At 53.3% G+C, this 21,826-nt stretch carries 24 protein-coding genes; 19 read left to right on the top strand and 5 right to left on the bottom strand.

Features of this window, described 5'->3' with window-relative positions; genetic code table 11:
* The first annotated feature begins 258 nt into the window (after window positions 1-258).
* The 4 genes from ACT3UA_RS11175 to ACT3UA_RS11160 all read left to right on the top strand — a co-directional run bounded on the left by ACT3UA_RS11175 (window position 259) and on the right by ACT3UA_RS11160 (window position 2,261).
* Window positions 259-963, top strand: a complete 705-nt coding sequence (locus ACT3UA_RS11175; protein WP_444616442.1) for a hypothetical protein — start codon at window positions 259-261, stop codon at window positions 961-963.
* A 45-nt stretch (window positions 964-1,008) separates the two neighbouring features.
* Window positions 1,009-1,656 (top strand): oligoribonuclease, encoded by a 648-nt coding sequence (gene orn / locus ACT3UA_RS11170; RefSeq protein ID WP_444616440.1) that lies wholly within the window; start codon window positions 1,009-1,011, stop codon window positions 1,654-1,656.
* An 87-nt stretch (window positions 1,657-1,743) separates the two neighbouring features.
* Window positions 1,744-2,043 (top strand): hypothetical protein, encoded by a 300-nt coding sequence (locus ACT3UA_RS11165; protein WP_443452658.1) that lies wholly within the window; start codon window positions 1,744-1,746, stop codon window positions 2,041-2,043.
* An 8-nt stretch (window positions 2,044-2,051) separates the two neighbouring features.
* Complete coding sequence (locus ACT3UA_RS11160; RefSeq protein WP_443452657.1) at window positions 2,052-2,261, top strand: cold-shock protein; 210 nt, start codon at window positions 2,052-2,054, stop codon at window positions 2,259-2,261.
* A gap of 53 nt (window positions 2,262-2,314) precedes the next feature.
* Here the strand turns inward: ACT3UA_RS11160 and ACT3UA_RS11155 are convergent, their stop codons facing one another.
* The 4 genes from ACT3UA_RS11155 to ACT3UA_RS11140 form a co-directional block, all read right to left on the bottom strand.
* Window positions 2,315-2,698 carry a type II toxin-antitoxin system death-on-curing family toxin gene (locus ACT3UA_RS11155; RefSeq protein ID WP_444616437.1) on the bottom strand — a complete coding sequence of 128 codons (384 nt, stop codon included), beginning with the start codon at window positions 2,696-2,698 and terminating at the stop codon, window positions 2,315-2,317.
* Entirely contained in the window at window positions 2,695-2,898 is a 204-nt protein-coding gene (locus ACT3UA_RS11150; RefSeq protein ID WP_443452655.1) for a hypothetical protein, read from the bottom strand. The genes ACT3UA_RS11155 and ACT3UA_RS11150 overlap by 4 nt, the downstream gene beginning before the upstream one ends.
* A gap of 128 nt (window positions 2,899-3,026) precedes the next feature.
* Window positions 3,027-3,956 (bottom strand): hypothetical protein, encoded by a 930-nt coding sequence (locus tag ACT3UA_RS11145; protein ID WP_444616435.1) that lies wholly within the window; start codon window positions 3,954-3,956, stop codon window positions 3,027-3,029.
* 5 nt (window positions 3,957-3,961) lie between these two features.
* The gene (locus tag ACT3UA_RS11140) at window positions 3,962-4,777 is read right to left on the bottom strand and encodes a C40 family peptidase (protein ID WP_444616433.1); all 816 of its coding nucleotides are present in this window, start codon (window positions 4,775-4,777) and stop codon (window positions 3,962-3,964) included.
* Between the two features lie 114 nt (window positions 4,778-4,891).
* Between ACT3UA_RS11140 and ACT3UA_RS11135 the strand changes: the two genes are divergently transcribed.
* Genes ACT3UA_RS11135 through ACT3UA_RS11120 form a run of 4 tightly spaced genes read left to right on the top strand, consistent with a single transcriptional unit; the run spans window position 4,892 to window position 9,517 of the window.
* A complete protein-coding gene (locus ACT3UA_RS11135; protein WP_444616431.1) occupies window positions 4,892-7,198 on the top strand; it encodes a nucleotide-binding protein in 2,307 nt (768 codons plus the stop codon).
* Window positions 7,199-7,209: 11 nt separating this feature from the next.
* On the top strand, window positions 7,210-8,235 hold the full coding sequence (locus tag ACT3UA_RS11130) for a hypothetical protein (RefSeq protein ID WP_443452651.1): 1,026 nt from the start codon (window positions 7,210-7,212) through the stop codon (window positions 8,233-8,235).
* Window positions 8,236-8,286: 51 nt separating this feature from the next.
* On the top strand, window positions 8,287-8,661 hold the full coding sequence (locus tag ACT3UA_RS11125) for a hypothetical protein (protein ID WP_443452650.1): 375 nt from the start codon (window positions 8,287-8,289) through the stop codon (window positions 8,659-8,661).
* The gene (locus tag ACT3UA_RS11120) at window positions 8,654-9,517 is read left to right on the top strand and encodes a hypothetical protein (RefSeq protein WP_443452649.1); all 864 of its coding nucleotides are present in this window, start codon (window positions 8,654-8,656) and stop codon (window positions 9,515-9,517) included. Before ACT3UA_RS11125 ends, ACT3UA_RS11120 begins: the two co-directional genes overlap by 8 nt.
* Before the next feature lie 46 nt (window positions 9,518-9,563).
* Here the strand turns inward: ACT3UA_RS11120 and ACT3UA_RS11115 are convergent, their stop codons facing one another.
* Complete coding sequence (locus tag ACT3UA_RS11115; RefSeq protein WP_444616428.1) at window positions 9,564-10,295, bottom strand: N-6 DNA methylase; 732 nt, start codon at window positions 10,293-10,295, stop codon at window positions 9,564-9,566.
* 240 nt (window positions 10,296-10,535) lie between these two features.
* Between ACT3UA_RS11115 and ACT3UA_RS11110 the strand changes: the two genes are divergently transcribed.
* The 11 genes from ACT3UA_RS11110 to ACT3UA_RS11060 form a co-directional block, all read left to right on the top strand.
* Window positions 10,536-10,904 carry a DUF3846 domain-containing protein gene (locus ACT3UA_RS11110; RefSeq protein WP_443452721.1) on the top strand — a complete coding sequence of 123 codons (369 nt, stop codon included), beginning with the start codon at window positions 10,536-10,538 and terminating at the stop codon, window positions 10,902-10,904.
* A 127-nt stretch (window positions 10,905-11,031) separates the two neighbouring features.
* A complete protein-coding gene (locus tag ACT3UA_RS11105; protein ID WP_444616426.1) occupies window positions 11,032-12,963 on the top strand; it encodes a PD-(D/E)XK nuclease family protein in 1,932 nt (643 codons plus the stop codon).
* A 2-nt stretch (window positions 12,964-12,965) separates the two neighbouring features.
* Window positions 12,966-13,532, top strand: coding sequence for a hypothetical protein (locus ACT3UA_RS11100; RefSeq protein WP_443452723.1), 567 nt, complete (start codon window positions 12,966-12,968; stop codon window positions 13,530-13,532).
* A gap of 411 nt (window positions 13,533-13,943) precedes the next feature.
* A complete protein-coding gene (locus tag ACT3UA_RS11095; protein WP_444616424.1) occupies window positions 13,944-14,582 on the top strand; it encodes a hypothetical protein in 639 nt (212 codons plus the stop codon).
* Between the two features lie 104 nt (window positions 14,583-14,686).
* Entirely contained in the window at window positions 14,687-15,742 is a 1,056-nt protein-coding gene (locus ACT3UA_RS11090) for a hypothetical protein (protein WP_444616422.1), read from the top strand.
* 2 nt (window positions 15,743-15,744) lie between these two features.
* A complete protein-coding gene (locus ACT3UA_RS11085) occupies window positions 15,745-18,267 on the top strand; it encodes an ATP-binding protein (protein ID WP_444616420.1) in 2,523 nt (840 codons plus the stop codon).
* An 88-nt stretch (window positions 18,268-18,355) separates the two neighbouring features.
* Window positions 18,356-19,537 carry a hypothetical protein gene (locus ACT3UA_RS11080; RefSeq protein ID WP_444616418.1) on the top strand — a complete coding sequence of 394 codons (1,182 nt, stop codon included), beginning with the start codon at window positions 18,356-18,358 and terminating at the stop codon, window positions 19,535-19,537.
* 147 nt (window positions 19,538-19,684) lie between these two features.
* Window positions 19,685-20,329 carry a PH domain-containing protein gene (locus tag ACT3UA_RS11075; protein WP_444616416.1) on the top strand — a complete coding sequence of 215 codons (645 nt, stop codon included), beginning with the start codon at window positions 19,685-19,687 and terminating at the stop codon, window positions 20,327-20,329.
* Window positions 20,322-20,756 (top strand): helicase associated domain-containing protein, encoded by a 435-nt coding sequence (locus ACT3UA_RS11070; RefSeq protein ID WP_444616414.1) that lies wholly within the window; start codon window positions 20,322-20,324, stop codon window positions 20,754-20,756. The genes ACT3UA_RS11075 and ACT3UA_RS11070 overlap by 8 nt, the downstream gene beginning before the upstream one ends.
* Before the next feature lie 38 nt (window positions 20,757-20,794).
* Window positions 20,795-21,235: a hypothetical protein gene (locus tag ACT3UA_RS11065; RefSeq protein WP_444616412.1), complete on the top strand. Its 441-nt coding sequence runs from the start codon at window positions 20,795-20,797 to the stop codon at window positions 21,233-21,235.
* Window positions 21,236-21,347: 112 nt separating this feature from the next.
* On the top strand, window positions 21,348-21,826 hold a 479-nt coding region (locus ACT3UA_RS11060; protein ID WP_444616410.1), incomplete at its 3' end, for a hypothetical protein.

The following is a 21,826-nucleotide window of genomic DNA, read 5'->3' as shown; positions in this document are numbered from 1 at the left end:
TACTTACAACTGTGTTTACGGTTTTATTTGCTAAAAGCTGGCTTTTCTATACATGTTTATGGCTTTTCTATACGGTAAACCGGAAAGCTGGGATGTATTGAGGTATGCTTGATACGTGTCTATGTTCCGTAGCGCTGTCTGTAAAAGTGGATTATCGGATGACCGGAAAGCCATTCGTAAGCCGTACAGTGTTGCTGACGCACGAATCCCGCCAACTAACCTTTGCGCCTGACAGGAGACCCAGTGGACGCTCGCATCATGATCTTCCAGCAGTCCGTGCGACCAGTGCTAACGGACGTGCTCACTGCCGGCATCACGGGAGCATCACTCACATACGTTCAGCAGATCGTTAATTACCGCGAACTCGCGCCGGCCTATGCCCGCTGGAAAGAAACAGGGTTCGAGCTGAATTTCGCTCGGATTCCAGAAGCGCCTTATGACAAGCTCGCACAGTACGCCACCTCAAAACTTGGCGGAATTCGCTCCTGGCATGGAGCTGAAAAGCTATGCATCATCCCCGAGGGCATGGGCGAGGCTATAGCTAAGAAGTTCAAGAAGACCTACGAGATTGCGCCGATCACAAACATTGTTGACGAGCCCAGCCAGGACAAGAACTTTGGTGTGAAAGGTACCAGCCACCCAACTTTGGTATTTCCTGACGATGATTCACCAGTTCAGACGCGAATCCAGGTAGGCGTTCGAACGATCAACAAATGGTTCGACAGCCTATCTCGCGCCGAACAAGTGCGCTGGTACGACGCGAACATGCCCATGGCATTCATGCTCCTGCCAGCAGAGCAGTGCCTAGTTGAACCAATGATGGCACTTTCCGATGCGGACACCATGCAAATAGAGCTAGTGGACGGCGTAAAACGGTCTGCATGTGCAGTCATCACGAAAACGAAAGAGGCTGGTGCAGTTGGGCACGTCGTGGACTGGTGGAACAACGAATCCAATCTCTGATGGAAGAGAACAATTTTTCATTTCCGACGGGCACACCTTGGGGTCATGAACATCATGACCGAAACCAAGAACGCGGAGACAACTAAAATGACCGAACAGCACGTAGATGGGCACAACCTCATCTGGGCGGATTTCGAAACCACTGGCCTGCCATTCGACGAGGGCTTCGAACCTCTAGAAGTCGCCATTGTGGTCACGGACGCGACCGCCACAAAGATCCTCTGGGAGTCCGGTTCACTGGTCATCAGCCCAGAGAACTTCAAGAACGCGCTGTTCAATATGAACGAGTATGTTCGTGAGATGCACACCAAAACTGGCCTGATCCACCGCCTACAGAACGGCGAGGGTATCCCTCTGGCTATGGTGGAAGAATTCTTAGTCAGCAACATCGAACCGCTCTTTCCAAAAAGCGGTGAAGAAATGCCAGACGGCCACAAGTTCCGCGGTGCAGTACTCGCCGGAAATTCGGTTAGTTTCGACCGAGAAGTAGTGCGCCAGTTCTTCCCACGGCTAGAGCAGATCATGACCTACCGTGTGCTAGATGTTAGCTCGATAGAGCACATGGTTTGCAGAAGCTTCCCAGCAGTGCAGGAAACGCTTGAACCAAAGACCAGCGACCACACAGCCACGCACGACATTGCCGAGAGCATCCGACAGTACAGGCACTACGTGCAGTCATTCAATGGCGCATAGGCGCTAGGGGAGAGGGGCAAGCAGGTGGGCGCTGTTTGCCCCAGAAGCCCGTCTCAGAAAGGAGCAACGAGCGTTAAGCTTGGTTTCATGGGCATCTCAAACCATCTCAGCACCACTATCAAGATCACCAACCGGTTGGGTCTTGCTGAAGACGTGATCGTGGAAACCGTGGATAACGGTCGCGGTCGCTTTATTACTGACATTCATCGTGTGCACCATGAATCAGACGGTTTGGAATCCCGATTCTACGAGTCGCCGGCCTACCGATTGTTTGAGCATGATGAACACCCGGAAATCAATGTGCTATCAGCTCACAGCATGGCCATGAGCGAACTCTCAATGGCTCTAGGCGTGGATACTGAAGTGACGCGCATTTTCACCCCCTAGGAGGGAACGTGAACCTACGAGGAAACATCACCTGGATTTCGTTGGAGCGCGGGTACGGGTACATCAGCGATGACGCATCGAATACCTACATCTTCCACCACAGCAACATCGTTCCGACAAAGGGAACCAAGATGCTCGGCGTGGGGAACCTGGTCTCTTTTACGGTTGACGAGGGAATCAAGGCAGGTCAGGCCTTGGAAGTGAAACTCATCAGCTAGACAGGTACAACTAAGGCCACCTCGCTTCGAGGTGGCCTTAGTTGCTTCCGCAGTTAGCTCATTGGCTTGAACCCTTGTCCTAGCCGACGGGCAATTTCCTTGACTTCCAGATGCGTACTGCTGACGGCGATAACTAAGTCGTAGGCTTCATCATCTCCCAGCGTCCACACGGCTCCGAGATTGCGGAAATAGGTCAAACGAATCGCGATCCAGGCGCATCGCTTATTACCGTCGACCAACGCGTGGTTTCGGCACAGGGAGTCCAAGAGTGAAGCGCACTTTTCGTGGATCGACACATACTGTGGCTGACCGTAAAAGCTAACCTGAGGGCGCTCTAGCGCGCTTTGGAGCAATCCCGCGTCTCTCACGTCTGGAAATGAATCGTAGATTGCCGAGAAAGCGCGGAAAACATCTTCTGCGTTAGGAGTCCAGATCACGATACATTCCCGAGTCGATCAAGCAATGGCTTGTCGTTCTGCTTGATGTTTGCGATTGCGTCATCCAGCGAACGAAGCTTCTGCGCGTCGAGGGCGCTTTCAACCTGCTTTGACACGAAGTTGCTCAGGTCACCTTTGGGAATTTCCGAGCGTAGGCGTTTAGCCACATCATCGGGGAAGCTGATCAGTAACTTGGTCATGTGAACCTCCTTTCCATATATACAGTGTATATATGCCGAGGGTTGAGGCCAAGACCCGCATGGGTAAGGCCGGCAGATTCGGATGAATCTCCCGGCCTTAATGTGTGCCTGTGGTGAAGAAATATTGCCTAGCGTCCGAGTCTGGATCTAAAGAATAGCCGTGCTTCTCGGCCATTAAGAGTTCCGCGTTCCGAGAGTAGTTCGGCAAACTCTGAAATGGTGGATATATGCTTGTTGACTGTTTCCTTGGTTAGCTCTCGGGCGGAGCTGATGAGTGCATCCGTAGTCAGGTCACCTTCGTACCCTTCGGGCTTTTCTCCAATGGAGATGAGGTTATACGCATGCGAGATGCATGATTGCATGTCGGAAGCGGAGCCAGAATCTCGGATTCCTCGGGCATGATCGACGGCTTGGCCGGCCAATGATGTTTGGAGCATTGCCCAAGACACTTCTTCGGATGGGCGTGGATAAGAGTCGTTGGCGTACTCGCAATGACCCACCAAGTTGCCCGACGGGCGAACTGTCACCTTCAGTACGGTCGAGCCGTTGAGATAAGCCATGAGGGCATGGCCGGCTTCGTGGTGCGCTACGTCGATCTTTGCAGGATGCTCGATGGATTTGCGCCACGGGGGATGTTTTTCCAAGGCGTGCTCCATGAGTTGTTCTGTTGTCCATTCAGGCTCGGACGTAGCTAGAACATATTCAGCGAAAGTCTCATCGTTGAAGCGCTGAACCAGGTGTATGCGCTGTTCGTGCAGATCGTCGAACCTAGTCGGAATGGCCAGACCAGCACGGTTGGGCGACCATTCCCGAACCTCGTATCCCCTCATCGACCGCTTAAAAATCAGGAAGATACGACCGAGTATGGCGAATCCAACCACCGCGAAAACGGTGAATAACTGTTCCTCGTGCGTCAACCTGTAGATGAAAACCGGTGCAAACATGAGCAGAACTACTAAGAGAAATACTGACGGTATGGTTTTGCTTGCCGACTTGCCGACGTTCTTGAGATAGCTCAGGGATTTGCTTATGTTGAGCTTCGCCAGTGCCTTTTTCATAGTTCTTAGTTCCTATCGAGGGTGTAGTAGCCGAAGAGCGGGTTCCTCGAAACGTTGTGGATGATGGTGCCGACACTGGGGTTCTGTGCGCCGATCATGCGCCCGTTGCCAAGATAGATTCCGACATGTCCGCCATTGTTTTGAAACACCAGATCGCCAGGTTGGGGGCTAGTTGTTCGCTTGAACTGACCGGACGCACGAATGGTGGAAGTCGTTCTTGCGGTGTTGATGCCGGCTTTTCCATATGCGTACTTGACGAAACCGGAGCAATCCCAGCCATTTGGTGTGTTTCCGCCCCAGACGTAAGGAGCACCGACGTACTGGACTGCAATGTCGACGATCTTCTGTCGGAGGGTGTCTGGTGCGATGGGGGAGATGTTCTCAGAGACGGCGATGATCTCTCCCCGGTATTCCGGTCGAACCATGGCATCAGAGTAACTGCCGTCAGGTTCAGACTGAGTTGGAGTAGGGGGTGTGGTAGCTTCCTTGGCCTCTTTGTCTTCTGGCCATTCGTAGATCAGCTCGGAGGGATAGCTGGAGCTTGTTTCGCCGGAAAGTTCCATCACGCTGGGGGAGTCCAGATCGTAGTGGAACGTTGGGTCGATCTTCTTGAGAGCCGAGAGGCTGGCGCGCTCAATCTTCGGAGCGTCGTACTCGTGAACGTTTACTGGGAAGACAGCATGAGGATTGGTTTTGTAGGTGGTTACCGATACTGCATCGGTATCACGTGGCTTTTCCGGTGTCGTGCCTACGGAAGTGCAGGTGGCGATAAGCGCTATGAGGGTGAGGGTAAACGTCGTGTTGCTTCGATTCAGGTTCATCGGGTTCCTCACTAGAACTGGATTTCTGCCACCTATCATGCCGGTCTGTAGGGAGCCACCCTGGCACGGAAAGAAAATGCACGGAGTTCGAGCGAGTTATCCCATAGGACTTATATGGACGAAAAATACGCTGTAGGCCTGATCGGTGAACTTGATGGATTGAAGCCGATTCTTGAATCGGCTGGAATCGAATGCGTCGTGGGAAACGTGCCTTACGTCGGTAAGGAAGTGCGTCGCCTTTCGGAAGAACTGGGTCACCCTGTTCCTGTTCTAGTCGAAGACCCGGAGAAGCCTGACTCTGGGTTGCAACGATGGTGCGCTGTTTTCCCGGTGAAGACAGGAATTCCTGTACTTGTTATCCGGCAAGGCGACGTTGAAACGCTCACAGGTGACGATCTATCAGCAGTTATCTCGCCAGTGGCTCTCAACGACATTCTTGAAAGGATAGGGTTCCCTCAGCTTGCAGAGCTGGAAGGACGAACCTTCCCGCCAGGAGCATTCGTTGCGCCACCTATCCATGAATCGTCTTCGTTGGCTCCCGGTGAAGATGACGACGATGAACTCGCACGCCTTGAACGCGAGATGGAAGACAAGGAATTTGCCAGCATTACTTCCGGCATCACTAGCGAAAGCTCTTCAGGCTATTTGCAAGCCCCGCCGTTGGACATGAGAAGCCGAGGGCGCAGGTCAGCTGATTCCGATCTTGAAGAGGCAGAACAGTTCAATAATCCTCGCGAGCACCAGTCGACTGGGGATCAAGAGCTAGATTCGGCCCATGGGCTGGGGAACGGCGAGGATCATTACTCGAACCAGGTTCGTCAGCAGGAGCCTGAAGCTCTACACCAGATGCCAGAGCGCATGGTAGAGCGACCTGCCCCCTCACCTGCACCACGTGATCACTTTGAGGATCAGCCCGAATCACGTGAGAACCGCGACGAACAGTTCGGCCAGCAAACTAATGCGGAGCCAGCGTGGCAAGACCCGCATCGAAATGATCCACAGGGTAGGGTATACCAGCCGGAACGGGCTGGGCAGTATGCACCTAACCAGGATTTCGATCAGCACACATCTCAGTACCGCCAGAGTCCTATGCATGACCAGTCCCGCCAAGGTAATGGGTCTCTGGATCAAGGTCAGCCAGAGTGGAACGGCAATGGTTACTCAGAGCCGGGTGCCCAAGGGGGGTACCAGCAGGATCGCAATGGCCAGTACGGTCGCCCAGTCCAAGACCCACCGCAGAACCAGCAGTGGAACGGCAACTACCCACCGCAGGATCAGCGTGGTTACGGATACCCACCCAATGATCAGTTTGATCCGCGCGGGGGTTTCCAGCGCCCTGATCAGTACTCGCCCAATCAGCAGGGGTACGGTGTCGATCCGAGATATGGTGACGGGTTCCAGCAAGACCCGCGTGGAGGGTACAACCAGGGGCAAGGAAGTGCCTTCTACAATCCGCAACAGCAGGGCTTCGCCCCTCAGAATCAAAGGCAGGGCTTCGGCTACCAGCAGGAGCAGATCGTGCATGGACGACAGGCTTTAGCTAAGACCGTCGTCGTGCTTTCCACAAAGGGTGGAGTTGGTAAGTCTTCCACTTCATTACAGCTTGCTCACGAAGCAGGTCTGGCCGGCCTCAAGGTGATTTTGATTGATGCCAACAGCGGTCAGGGCGATCTAATGGTGATGCTCGGTCTTGAGCGGTCAGGGCTACCCACCATTCAGGACGCGTCACTGCATAACGACCCGAACGTTGCTTTCATTGAACCGGAGCAGATCAACTACTACAGGGAGCACGACGCAGACGAAGTGACCTTCGGCTTTGTGGCAGCTCCACTGTCCAGCACGAATCGTCGCGGAGACGTGGACAACCTCTTCTACGAACGAGTGATTGAGGAAGCTCGAAAGCGTGGTGATTTGGTTATTATTGACACTCAGATTCTTGAGAATGATGACAAGACTGGCGTAGTTGAAGATCTATGGGCACCCATCATCAAGAGCGAAACTGGATGGGCAATTGCCGTCGCTGAGTGTTCCACGGTCAACGTGAACTCGTTGCAGGTTCGCCTTCAGCACCTTACCCAGGGGCTGAACATCCCAGCGTCAAAGTTCATGACTCTCTTCAACCGCGTAGACATGGAAGACATGGGAGACGTTGTAGCAGGTCACGCCAATGCCTTCCGAGGCTACGGTGAAGTGCTCGGCGGTATCCCGTTCTCTCGTGAGGCGAAGCTGGCTATGGACTCGCATCAGCTAGAACTGAACACGCCGTTGTATTCGTTCCGCGTTCTGAAGGCTCTGATTCGCATGACGCGCACTGATGCGTTGGTAGAACGCACCAAGGAAATCGAAGAAATTCTTGCTGGCCCGAAGAAGGAACCTAACTTCCTGGTGAAGCTCTTCAATATGAAGAGAAATAAGAAGTAGGCGGTAACAAGGTGACTGCAACGCATATGGTGTTTGATGCTGGCGTGGCCGGCGAACCGCACCCCGGAAACTTTGAGGTGTGTAAGCACCTAGAGAACATCTGGTGGGCGCAGTCAGCGCGGAAAATTCTCGATGAGGGTCTTCCCGCTGACGCGGTAGGACTAGTTTTCCTGCCGATGTGGGATTGGGATTTCCCCCTAGTGAACGTCGGAAGGAAAGGGCGCGCCAGCGACGGCGGACAGGTGCTGTTCCCGGTTCGTCGATCCTACGATGCTGATTCCATCGTCGTAGTAACGGAAGACATGCTCTCCCATGAAGTCGCCCATACATCTATCGGTATGGGGCACCAGGTTACGGGCGGGCAGATCATCCGCTTTGCTCCCGCTCAACGCTCTACGGTGCGCCCACGGACTCAGAACTGCACCGTAGGGGAGACTCTAGGTGTCATCCGTGTTGGGCGTGGAACCGCTGACGAGCTAAACGCCGTTTTGCGAAACACGATTAGCACCGCGGACACTGACCACCTATGGCTGGGTGTCCTTCCGATTTTGGCGAGAGCTACCAAAAAGATCGTCATCAGGAATCAGCATGTTTTCACCCTGGAAGCGAACGCTTTGGGCGTGAAGAGCAAGATGCTCCTAGACCCCATCGCCGTAGATGAAGTCGTTGACGACATGATCTACGGGGGAGAGAAGGAACGCCAGCAAGGGAAGAAAGCGGTTTCACTGAAGCTGATTGATTCCTTGCTCGATCCGTCGAAGAACAAGAAGGTTGATCCAAAGCGTTACATCTCGCAATTTCTTCAGCGGGAATCGTATCGGGCGGTGCAACGTGCGCTGGGCGATCCTGACCAAGGGCCGAGGATTAGAGCGTTCGCCAGAGAGGAAGGGTTGACCGACTACGGCCTGATTGCTCAAGCGTATAGCGATTCAACTGGCAAACTAGTTACTAGCGAGTTGGTTCAGAAAGCTATGGAGCTTAGTCACTCGGTGCACTCGAATGTATGCCCGATAGACGCGCTAGGCGACAGCATCTAATGGGAGAGGCGTATGGCAGGGCGAAAGATTAACAGCGCTAACGGGAGTAGCATGCGAGAAAACGCGGTAGAAGCACGCCGTTTTCAAGCTGAATGGTTGCTTCTGGTCGCCTCCGCAGAAGTCTCCCTGATGGAAGTCATTGATGAAGCTTGTACCGAGGACGGCGCTCCCTTGCGGAAAATTCGTCTGATTTCTCTTCTCACTTCCCAGCCACGCTGGGGTGAAAAGAAAGCCTTGCAGGTGCTAGACCTCATGATTTCAGTGTTGAAAGTAGACGTTGAACCGAGGGAAATCACGATTGGGTGGCTAGTCGATTCACGAAGTGGCGGACGCAGGATTCAGGCATGGGCAGATGTCCTGCAACCCAAAGAGCCAGTTTGGCAGGGGTTCCCGTTTGCGCCCAGACCGAAGGTAGAGCGTGAGTAGGCAAGAAGTATTGGAACAGGTGCGCACGGTCTGTGGCGTACCTGAAAACGAGCGTGAGCGCTTCATTGAAGATTTCATGAGGTCAACGGTCTCAATGAGGGCGGTGGCCGGTATTGCTGACCGCTATTTACGCACTAACCGCATTGGTCGCACATACTTCAACGACCTACGGCAAGTAATCTTCATTCAGACCTGGCTGTACCTGCGTGACCTAGCTGAGTCACCGAATGAACTGGAAGAACTTAAGAACTTCTGGGGAATGGTTTACCGCCGTTCTTCCAATGCTGTTCAGAACTTCCTGGTGAACGAAGTGAACCAATTTGGTGGCATCAGCGCCCAAGTGCGGACGCACCAGGACTACGAGCGTTTCGTGGCATCGCATCGCGCGGGAGGCGTGATGGTGAATGAGGAAGAGCTGATCGACCAGTTCAACCGGGGGCGCAGGTCTCGAAGCGAGCAGATGACCTTGGAGAAAGCCCGGAATGGTTTGCCTAACGTCTCATCGTTAGATGACACAGGCTCCGATGACACCGGCTCGCCAGCAGTTCCGGCAAGGCACCTGTCTACTATGGATGCGCTGGCCGATGACAGCTTCCTGTTGCACCCACACGAAGGACAGGAAGCAGTTCGGCTCATCATCGCAAAATTACAGGAAACGGCGAAAGACGCAGAAACCGCACAGTACGCCGATATATGGCTCGGCGGGTTCTACCGTGACTATGGGGAAGTCCTACCAGTAACTCGCATTGCTGAAATCATGGGCATTACCCGGCATCGAGCCAGAACCTTGCAGGGCAGGGTGCGCAACGAAGCACAGAGGATTCTCAAGGAGCACCTGGGAGTCACTTCAGCCTGATAAGACAAGGCACCAAGTTCATGGGGAACTTGGTGCCTTTAGCAATTTAAGAGGCTAGCTGGTCGTCTTGTGGCTCTCTTTCGGCGCGTGAGAGTTTACTCTGCCAGCCTCCCAGGATGTGCCATGGTGTCGGCCAGGCCGAGAATGTTTCTCCCGTGAGGGTGTTGCGCTGGAAGACCACGGCAGGGATGCCCAGGAGCGTTAATTGGACGTAGGCCATGTGTACTGCTGTGCTGTTAATGTCTTCAGCGGTCACGTGGGCTTCCTGTTGCGGATTGATGCCAATCTTGGACAGGTTCATGACAGTGGCTATGGCCATGGCGCCGGCACCGCAGGCTGGCTCACCAATGCTGATGAATCCATTCTCCTCTACGGCTTGGTGAAGCTCTCTCGGGTCTTGAAGCTGTGCCATGAGTTCTGCGACATGCCAAGGAGTGAAGCACTGTCCAAGGTCTTTGGAACCAAGTTCCAGCTTCATGTACAACTCTCCTAGAACGTCGCGGGAGTGTGTCTCCATTTCATTGACGAGCATGCTCAGTAGCAACGGAAAACGGTCGATCTGATCTTTCTCGTATTTGTTGATAATGCGCAGGTACTCTTGCTCGCGCTCTTTTCTTCTTTGGTGGTCTGAAACGTTGCGCAGGGATATTGCGCTGAGATGCACAAAGTCCACGAAGACGTTGTTCAGGTTTTGTGCCCCAGTGTTGGCCTTAAGCACTTTGACCATTTCGGGAATGAGCGACATATCTTCTCCTGTGACGGCTCGATTGCTGGACATGCTCAATGTGTGCCGGTGGGAAGGAAAATAGCGCGGGTTAGGAGGTGTGTACTGGCAACATGGTTTCCTGTGCGTAATCGCGGTAAAAGGTATGTGCATATGGTTTGTCGGCTGTAAATATGCCCCTTAGTACTGCCGAAAGGTCGAGAATCCACAGAATCTCAGGGCAATATTTTCTTTCCGCGAGGCACACATAGGTGGTGTACGAACAACAACGACTCACAAAAGGGAGTTCACACCATGGCAAAGAACATCGAAGCTCTGAAGGTCACCGCAGACGGCGAAGCCTACAAGGTTGTCTTGGAAGCCAACGAAGAAGGGTACACCTACCCAGCCATGTACAAAGAAATCGGTTGCTCCACCGTCCAGTACCTCGGCGCGGACCACAACATCGACATTGTGATTGACGAAGAAGGCAAGCTGACCGACGAGGACATCAATATCCACGCCACCGTGCTGGCCACCCAAATGGGATTCACCTTTTTGTCCGGCGACTACATTGCAGGAACCGCACTCATTGTCGGACACGACGGCGAAGGTGAAACCGTGAGCCTTAACGAGGGGCAGAAGGCAAAGATCAAGGGAATCCTGCTCGGGGCAGAGATTTAGACTGACAAGATCAGCGCAGAGGCCGGGAAGACTGTAGAGTCGCCCGGCCTCTTCTCAGCCTGCGACTAAGAAGAACTAGCGTACCCAGGGAGCAATTGTTTTCCCCCGGCAGGCACACATGGGAGGTATGAACACTACAACTGAAGCCAAAAAAGAGGCTACCGCAAACCCATTAGACCTCAGCGGTCGCGTTGAGTGGGAAGGCAACTGCCTGAGGATCGTCAACGACACAACACGGGATCGTATTCAACGCGCACGTATGTCGCCCTCAACTGCTCAGGCACTCGAATCTGGTGCTTGCGCCACGAAATGGGCCGTCAGCTACCTTCTTCCCCGCGATGAAGCCCCGCTAGACCCCGCACCAGTGGGCACGGATGCACATCGGCTTCTCGAAGACCTTTACTCGTTGATGCCCTCTTCTCGTACCGAATCGAAGTTCTACGAACTATTGGATCAGCTCACTGCAAAGAAGCGCGAGAATGAGGAAATGGATGACGTGGAGCTGAAGACCTGGCGAAACAGCGTCCTGAGCAAAGCGGGCCGTATTTCCGCCATGGAGAACCCCCAGCAGGTGATCGTCTACTCCAATGAAATCAAGCTCGAAGAGACCATGCCCAAGGTCAAAACAGCCCCTGACGGCTTTCCGTTCACCGGCACAGCCGACCGGGTGGACGTAGTAGTAGACGACGAGTTGGGGAAGCTGGTTCGCAGGGCTCTCCCGACCGAGAAAGCCGAGACCTACTTCGGCTCCGTATTCGGAGTAGAACAACCAGACGGTGACATGCTGATGCACCTTGCCGACGACCTCTACGATGCCATGCCTCGTGATCCTGAAGAGCTGACCAAGTTCCTGGCAGAGCTGGGCATCAACCTGAACCTGATCATCGTTGACTACAAGACGGGGAGTTCGAAGAATTGGAAGAAGCATCATGAGCAGGTCATGTTCTACGCCCTTGCTTTCAAGGAACGCACGGGGATTTTGCCCCAGTTTGGGCGGGTCTACTACACCACCGAGGGCGTGATCCATAAGGTTTCCATCACTCAGGACAAGGTAGACGGAGTACTGGTAAAGATGGGCGCTTCCTGGAAGCGCCATAATCGTTTCATCGAGAATCAGGAGTTCCCTACCAAAGCGACTGCCTTGTGTGGAGGGTGCCCACTGGTGAACGCATGCCCGCGCGCGAAGGAAGCCGGCAGGAGAGCAAGGAAAGCTGGTCTGCCCACCAGCGATGAGCTGGTTATCCCGATGCACGAAGAACCTGCACCAGAGGCCGTCGAAACCAGTGCCTGCACGACCATGGAGCATGATGCCACCGAACCCTCAACGACGGAAACCCCGGAATCACCAGCGCGTGTTTGTAAGCCGTGCGTGGAGGCAGGAGAACCAGGGGAGCGCGTGGCGGTTGTTCGGATACCGGAACTGCTCGGTGGGCATAGTCCAGGAACTCCCTCTAGTGGCGCATCTGATCACCCTGTAGGCACGCCGGAGAACAACGACGCAGATCCTGCACGAAAGATTTACGTCCGCAAGACACACAAAGAAGGTATGAACACACAGACTCAGCCACAACAGGTGGCGAAGGCTTATGAAGAAGCCCCGCAGTTTACGACGTTCATCACCTCTGGCGATGGACAGCAAACGTCTGACATAAACCCATCCAGCTTCGCGATGACGGCGGGCTTTTCCCTGACGACTATGGCTATGAAGATTCTGGCCAAGCAAGACGAACGGATTACCCGCCAGCGGGTGGCATCGCTCTCGGGAACGTTCGCACACATCATCAACGTGGCTCATGACCAGTGGATTCCTGGGCAAGCGCATCTATGCGAGGGCGAGAAGATGGGTTTCCATTCGCACGCAAGGCTACGCGGGGCACTCATGGCCGTTGTTGAGGAATTCCCATTCCCACTTCATGGAGACCTTGAACAGATGGAGATGTGGGTAGCTCAAACGATCAAGCGAGTTCTCTTCACCATCCAATCAGCCGAGGACTTGGTGAAATACGGCTCCGGGAAGAGTCCATGGGAGCTTCTAGTAGCGACGAAGCAGGAGGACTAGACATGGGTATCAGCGAGCAGGAACAGCAGATCATCCTATCTGCGATCAACGCATCAGCGAATGAACCCTTCGACCCTAACTATCCGTTGACTTCTGAAGAGAAGGTGATCGAGAAGATCACTCTCTTCAACTCTATGCTCGATGAGAATTCCCCAGCGGTGAAGCACCTGCGATCTTTGAACGGTCAAAACGGTTCTGAAGTTAAGCGCATTTCCGGTGTAATCCTGGGCGTGTTCAAGGAGCAGACCTCATCTAGGGGCATCGTGGTCTTCAAGACGGAACCGCATGAGCATTGGAACAAGCGGGGCATCGAAATTGCTCGAACCGAAAGGATGGATGGTTCCGGGTTGGCTCTGAAAATGGCCCGTCAGCTCCGCGAGTTAGTCGGGCACAGGGTTGTTGCCACCATTGAGGTTCGCATGGCTGGCAACTTTAAAGTGCGTGTCATCCACCAGTACAACGTGATCGGCCGAGATGACTACTACGGAACGGGGCAAGGCTATCAAGAGGCAATTAATCTTGGGCGACGGGAATTCCAAGCCATTTCGCAAAGAGCAGTCGTACAGTAAATCAACATATGGGCTGAGGCTCCCCTCCTAATTTTGGAGGGGAGCCTCAATGCTATGCGATGCCAGGGTTGCTTATCGCAGACCGGCATGATGGGAAATGTACGCTTCCAAACCTCACGAAAGGTAGCATCATGCACCCATCCGACAACGACTCAGATGCCTCTATTTCCATAGACCCATTAAGTGCAAGCATCCAGGAGGCCTTGCGCGACTGCGGGGGGATCATCGTGGGTCTGCCAAGGGAACTAAGCACGGCCAGCCAAGCCAAGTTCGATCCCATGAAGTTCTCGGCATAACACGTCGAAACGGCCCCTAAAACCGTGCACAACAGTGCCTTCCCGAATGCTCCGGGGAGGCACTGTTCTGTTGCTCTCCAAAGTCCTGTGCCAGGGTCGCCTCTTACAGACCGGCATGATGGGAAATGGACAACAAAAACGCTGGAAAGGCAGAACATTGCAGGACACTTACACGTCAACTGAGAACAAGACTTCCACCCCCGACAGCTCTGCTGAAACTGAGAATGAACAGAACCAAGTGGAAGCTGAAGAGTCCGCAATTGTCACTGAAAACGAGGAACCTCAGAAGCGTCGGGCAAACCGCCGTAAGAAGGTCGACGAAGACACCGCAACGCGCAAACTGGTCGTCAAAGTAGCCAACAAGACCCTGGAAATCATGGATCTTCAGGGCACCGCGCGCGAAGTACTCTCCAACATCATTCCTGGAAGCAATGGAGACATTGCGAAGACTGTCGCATCCATCATCAGCGCACCATCCAAGAAGTACGGAACTCCCCTTCACGACGTGCTGTACGTGGAAGACAGCTTGGGTCAAGACCCAGTGGACGTACTCGTTGAAATCGCGTCTTGGGAAGAAGCACGACTCAAGGAAGCTTGGAACGTACTGCGTCTTTTGGGCATCGTCTCCAAGACCGCCAAGCTCAACGTCAACCAAATCCATGCTTCACGGCAGTTCATGGACACCGTTCAGAAGGCTGAGCTGACTCAGCAGGCTAAAGCCGATATTAACGCTGTCCTCGAAATCCTGAAGTAAAGCAAAAGAGTTCCTAGGAAGATTGGGCTGTAGTGGCTAAGAAAACGAAGGCACGGAAGATTACCGACGGGTCGCCCGCTCGGTGGGATCAGTCGACTTACGACATGCGCGCAGACGTGGGCGGGCAAGCCATTGTGGTGAAGAAGAGAGCCAAGAAGTACCGTGCCGTCGTTTTCTTGAGCACGTTTGTCCTTGCACCACTTGCACTCTTATTGGCTATAGGAGTATCTGCGATCTACATTCAGGGAAGCTCAAATGAATCTCCTGTTGAGCGGAGCGTCGATTCGCCCACCAAAGCAACTGCGAACAACGCGATGACAACGTGGCTGTCATCAAAACCCGCTCCGCTTCCAGGGGGCACACTAGTCTCTTGGGATGGAGTGATCAGTGCCGTTGAACCCGCTGAAGTAGAAGAAAACGGTGAGACAGTCGAACAGCCTGGTCTTGAAACCCACCAGTTCACAGTGCGTGCATCATCAGGCCAGCTTTTCCACTCCACAGTCCAGGTCACTTGGACTGAAGCCCTGGGATCAAGGGTTGTCGGTGCACCATCTTTGGAACCTCTGATGCGAGAGAACGAAGCCACCGCAGTCGACATGGTGGAAGTTTGGCCAAACCATACTCTAGCGACTGCCCCAGACGGCATAGTGCCAGCAGTTGACGTGTGGCTTCAGGCTTATACCTCAGGCAATTCCAACAAGCTCCGTTTAGCAATGAAAGACCCCACCTCGGAGCACAACTACTTCCCATTGACGCAGGTAGCTCAAGCGAGCGTGGGGGAAGTGACCCACTTCGCTCCTAACCCAGAGAATCCTGCCGAAGGGCTAGCACGAGTCACCGTGAACATCGTTTGGGATGGAACGCCAGTGGACACCAACGAACAAGAATTTATCGGAGGTGCGACCATCCAAACTTATGACCTACTGCTAGAAGATACAGACACTGCTTCGCCAACTGTTGTGGCATGGGGAGGCGCGGGAACGGGCCAAGACCTCACACCATTCAAGAACGCTTTTGAAGGTCGTGCAGTCGATCTGAAGACTAGCCCGTTCTTCTCTGAAGAAGATGTTCAACGGCGCATGAAGGAAAGCATCGACCAGTACAACAAGAGCATGGGGGAGAAGAACTCCGCTATGGCACCGAAGAAGGAAGCAGAGTAATTATGGCTCGAAAATCTTCGCAGGCATTTGAATGGGAGCACGCGCCAGACCGTATCAGGAAGCTCGCGGGTTCAGGGAGCCACATACGCACGCTCTTGCCTAACGGATTGGTGATTCCTCGTACTGGTGGCGTGTACTTAACCCGCAAGGTACCTCTGCAACCCGTCGACAACGCTAAGACCACGACTGCGAAGATGGAATCTTTGCAACCGCTGTTCGAAGTGCTCGATGAGCTTTCATCCCTCGTTCCAATTTCCGGTATCAAATCCCGGAATATGATGCGAAAAAACTACCGCAAGTACGAACTTTTGGGGGTGAATATACCTGAAATATTCAACCCCCATGGTGCTAGCCTTCAGCACAAGCAATTGCTCAAAGAGCAGTATTCTGACCTGAGAACTGACCGCAGGCTGTTGCTCATGTCGGTCAAGCTGAGTGATACTTTCGGCGGAGACCAAGGCTTCGGCAAAGCCGTTGAATCCGTTGTCGAATCTATGATTTATGGCGGTGCACCGCTCAGCGATTACGAACCCGACCGGGAAAAAGTGGAAAGCATCTTCGCCAGCGCCGGCTTCCAGGTTCCTACCGCAGAAGAAATTAAATTTGCTGACTCCTTCTTCAACCACGGAAAGCATGCGAATGTTGTTAGGCTCCCCCACAGTAAGCACATGCACATTTTCGATGGTGAAGACAGCGCTCGTATGGCTGAGCGAGCAGGCAAAGAAGACTGCACCAAATGGCCGGATATACCAGGACACCATGCCCTAACCATCGCGAGTGTCAACGGCTTTGACTTTGACTTCATTGAGCCAGAGGACTCCGCATCGCAGTGGGCTACCGAGCTGTACCGCGATGATGCATTGGCTATTTCCATTAAGGGATCAATCGAACCCGCTGAAGTAACGAGAGCCGAACTGCGCCGTCGTCGCTCACAGTACATCAGCGATATTGAAGAACGAGTCGCGTCCGGCAAGATGGACAAAGCAGAACAAGAAGAGCACCTAACTCTTCTTGAAGATGTTGAGAGCGCCTATGCCAGAAAAGATGCTCCTGCGTCCAGCGTGGACACCTCTATTCTGGTCGCATTTGACGGTGTTGTGGATCGACTCAAAACGGGTAAATCGGCAATGACTGATTTGCGCACCGTTGATGATCTTCAAGCCGAAGCACTTGAAGAAATGCTCCCTTATTCACCGCTGACCGTGAATCCACTTCTCCAAGACCTGCCGGCACAGACCATCGCAGGTTCAGGCATCAATGGACTCACACAAGCTGGTGATCCATCGGGTGCTTTCATTGGCATGACAGAGAGCGATAATCAGGCACTCTACGAAACCGCAGACGTGAAAGCCTATAAGCACAAGGAACCGATCATTGCCACCATCGGCAACACTGGTTCAGGCAAGTCCATGTTCATGGTCTGGAAGTCGATCCAGTTCGACATGGCATGTACACGTGAAGGCAAGAAGATCCCTCAGGTTGTTATCGACCCGAAAATGAATTCCGACTATTCAGAAGTATACGAGTTCTTCGGTGCTCAGGTAGTTTCGTTGGATACGTTGTTGTCCAACGATGGAATCTTTGATCCATTACGATTTGCTCAGACTACAGATGCCGGAATTGCTCTTGCTGTTTCGATGCTGATTTCGATCAACCCATGGGGCATTTCGAACCCAGCTCAGCATGAAGCAAAGTTGCGTGAGGCTTTGCTGTACGGGGTGAATGCGGGAGAAATTTGCACGGGGGCAGCTCTAAGAACCGCCTTGTTCAATCAGCGCATTCACCAAGAAATTGTCGGCCCGATTCTGGACTATCGTGCAACGTCCGTGATGTTCCAGGCTATCGTTGGCGAATCCCCGAGCACTGAGGCATTGCGCTTCCATGATGGGCTAACTTATATTCGAACCGGCCAGCAGTACATCGACCTGCCCGACCCGCAACAGAAGGATACGATAAAGAACTCCGTCATCGAGCAGAAGGTGGCAATGGCACTGGTACGCATGATGGTTTTCGGCTCTCTCATGGCACTGGCAAACCGTGGCGGAAAAGTGTACCTGGATGAGGCCTGGGTGTTCCTGCTGGCCGGTACGCAGGAGCTACAGACGGTAGCCAGAACTGCGCGTTCGATGGAAGTCACCTTCGACATGTTCAGCCAGACCATGGCAGATGTGGTGCAGGCTGGTCTGCGTCAGTACATCACGCGAGGGTACATCCTTTCCTCCGGTAAGGATGAAGCGAAGGTAGCTCTAGATCTCTTTGGTATTGAGGATAGGGATGGCCTGTTGAATCGTCTGACGGCCAAATCCGAAGTTCCTGTCGGCGCTGTTTCTGCTGAGGAAGACTACGAGAAGCCACCTAACTACGACAGCTTCAAACCGCTGTTCTTTGAAGAGCGACGTAGGGGTATTGTGCGCAAGACATTCAAACGTGCGCCGTTGGCAATTGCCGTGGACTTCTCAGGCAAAATGGCAATCACCGAACTGATGGTGCCCCCGGATATAGTCAGAATGATGGACCAGCGTTAATCCGCCCAAGCGGGATGACCCGAGCGAATAATTACATTCGCTCGGGTCAATTCTTGGAATTATCACAGTCGTCGCACATAATTAATATGTGACGGAAAACAACAGCCAGCGCTTAGACGCATCTAGTGCGCAAATAATCGAACAGTACCGGGCGAAAAGCATCAACGAAGATACCGCCCGCGCGCTACTGTACGATGCCGTTGTGCAGTTCAACGTGTGTGCAGGCATCATAGTCAGCACTTCCGTGCCAGGTGTCGATAAGGCCTGGTTGCGCAACCGACGCGAAGACTTCCAATCCGACGTGCACCGTCTCATCCACGACAAACTAGTGGGCGAAACTGGTGCTAAAGCGTTCTTCAACTTCGCCAAGTTCCCCAACAGCATGACCGGATGGGTGCGACAGTTCCTCCGCGTCGCTTACCCGCGCATGGCGAACGATCTATATCAGAAAGAACGCCGGCAACTCCCTACCGAAGACGAAGTTCTAGCGTCACTGAGTAATGCGTCGCGAACCGTCTCTCGCGACACCGAATACTTCACCGACGCAGAGTGCGAACGCCAGCGAATCGAAGAAATTAGCGACGAATACATGCGCATTTCAAGAGGCGTGCGCGAATTCAAGAAGGCCGAAGTTCGTGCTGAAGCCATAATGGCCGGCTTGAACCTACCCGCCACGGTACGGCCACATCGAGATGACCGCCTTTCTCTGTACCGCAAGGTCGCCAAAGATGTAAGCCTCTGCGAGAAGTCAGCCAAAGAAATGCTGAGCATTCTTCGCAATCAACCCCGAATTTATGACTGCGATGAACGGCTCCTGGCGCTTTGGGATGACTACACGGTTGAGAACCTGGAAGCACTGATCCGCGTCGATAAGTCGGCAGTCCGCGCAATGGTGCTGAAGGCACTAGCCGACTACAGTGCCTTATCTAAGCGCCGGCACAAGCTCTTCGTCTCTTCAGTTCGCAACCTGGGGAATCGGTCGGCGCAATGGAGCACTTTGGCAGAAAGCATCGTGCATCTTTTTGTAGCAGAAGAAACCCAGCCCATGCTTCACGGCGAGACCGACGAAGAGCTGGCAGAAGAGAAACGGAAAGCATGTGCTTTCAGGCGAGCAATCTTGTCGAAGAGCAACCGCATCTATGAGGGCGTAGCCAAATTTGAAGGGCAACCTCTGGGTACAACGCGAGATGATGTTCGCCAGCACCTCTACAGCATCTACGTGGGCACTGAGGCCAAGCATCGGCGTAAAACTAGCCCAGCAACTGTCTGAGCCCTTAAGAATGGCACTATCGCGCAATGCGGTGGTGCCATTTTTATTGGGTTGGAGGGCAAGAGAACATCCCAGTAGCCTGAAAAGTTTCTGGATCGGCCATTCTGTGCATGGGTCACGTCTCACAGACCGGCATGATGGGTAACGATGGAAAAAACACTCGCAGTTCCCCGTAGAGTCGCTACCGTGCAGGGCGAGAACGCTGTCCGCATCATGCGCACCCACCCGAAGTATCTCTTTATGCCGGCGATGCTCACTGTGTTGGCTATCGTCGCTGTGGTCTTCACCGCGATATATATCCCCGAGAGCTACAAAGGGGTGCCTGCCCGAGCCGTGGTGTTCGGAGTGATAGCTCTGATCTGGGTACTGGGGTCGTTCAAGCGAGTGTTTACCTGGATTTCGAATAGGTACGTGATCACCACGCGCCAGGTAGTAAAACTAAGCGGGATTATCTGGGTTAACAGCCATGCAACCAAAATTGAGCGGATCTCCGATGTGAGGTCTTCTCAGGGCTGGTTGGACAGAATATTTGGATGTGGAACCTTGCATCTGATCAATGCCTCTGCTGGCGGTCTGGATGCTGAGCCACAGGTAACGCTTTACGATGTTCCCCGAGTTCAAGATGTACACCAGCAGATCGAAGAACTTCTAGAGGCTCTACGCCGTCCAGATCCGTTGTTCAACCAGTGGAACATTCCTGGTATGCAGGTGCCTGTTCAGGCAGAATCGTTGCCAGCGGAGCAAGACCAAAAACATTCTGTTCGTCGATGGGGAGTTGGTGGCCATGAATAACGAGGCTTTTCGAGCCTACGCCGTAGCAATAGCAGGCTTCAAAGAGCAAATGAAAACATGGCCTACCGCAAAATCTGACGATAGCTTGGAAGCTTCTCTAGGAATTTGGTTGGATCGTTGTAGGAAACAATTCAACACTGATCAGCTCACTGTTAAGCAAATTGAACTGTTGAACTCGATACTTCCGGGATGGTATGCGAACGAGGGTCTGACATGGGATCATAGTGCGACGGCTTTATCGACATATCTACTGGAAAACGGCGGAATGCCTAAAAGAACTCACTGGCTTTACCGATGGTTCGTGGCGCAGAGCGGACTCGCTAAATGCGGGTACCTCGAACCACGAAAGATCGAATGGATTCAGAAGCATTGTCTTGGGATGAGCGATTTTGGTGTGATGGGCAGTCCGCTAAGGAAGATTAGCTGAATGCATTCACCGATTATTCTCGCAAAGGAAGAATCAGCATGAACACCGAGACATTAATGCTTTTTGGGTTAGATCTTACAGATCATCTTTTAGAGACCGGTGCGGAGGAATTTGTTGAGCTAAACACCGAATACCACGCCCAGGACATAGCCAAGGCGCTCAACGCGGTGGGCATGCTGATGACGCAGGTACTTTCAGGGCTGACGGAACGACCAATTAACTCTGTCGTGGCCACCTACGCGCAAAGTATCCTCGGGTCAGCAGAGGCCATTGGTCTAGAAGACCACACGAGAAACATCCTTGCGATCATCGAGGGCACCAAGAACCCGGTCAAGGTCAAAACGGTTAGCGTTCCCCTCGCCATGAGTTACGAGCTAATCCTGGGAACCCTCGTAGGTGTTTGCTCATCTATGGAAGAGATTGAGCCAGAAGAGTTCATGGATCGTTTGCGGATGGTTTCTTCCTTGGAAAAGGACTAATAGCTAGGCCTAAAACAGACCAGAATATTTCTTCCCCTGTGGCACACATGGAAGGTGTAGCAGAAACAACGGCCACACCATGAGGCCACATCGAATCACATAGGAGCATCCAATGTCTTTGACTATGAGCATCCCGGTATCCGGCAACCTAACCAATGTTGATGGGTTGCAGTTGCGTAAGAATCGCCAGAACAAGTCGGTTCTGTACTTCAAAGTGGCAGTCGTGGAAGACGGACGTAACGGTGGCCAGTCGAAGGTTCACTACCTGTCGTGCTCCTTGAACGGCGTAATGGCCGACAACCTGTACTACGCGATTCAACAAGAACTGATCACCACTCGTACCCGCTTGAACTTAGTGCTGGGTCTTGACACATACACGAAGCCGTTCAACGACCCGAGCAACGGCAACCCGGTCGATGTTCAGCAGACCAGTTACCCGGTCTGGGAGATTGGCGTATCAGCACGCTTCGCCCCAATGGCGGACGTGAACTCTCCGGGATTCCAGCGTTTGATGAACGGTCAGGCACCTCGGCAGGGCGGTCAGTTCCAGCAGAACCAGCCACAAGCACCTCAGCAGGGCGGTCAGTTCCA

It is taken from the genome of Glutamicibacter sp. 363, assembly GCF_052379505.1.
GTDB lineage: Bacteria > Actinomycetota > Actinomycetes > Actinomycetales > Micrococcaceae > Glutamicibacter.
This window is presented reverse-complemented; position numbering and strand designations above follow the sequence as displayed.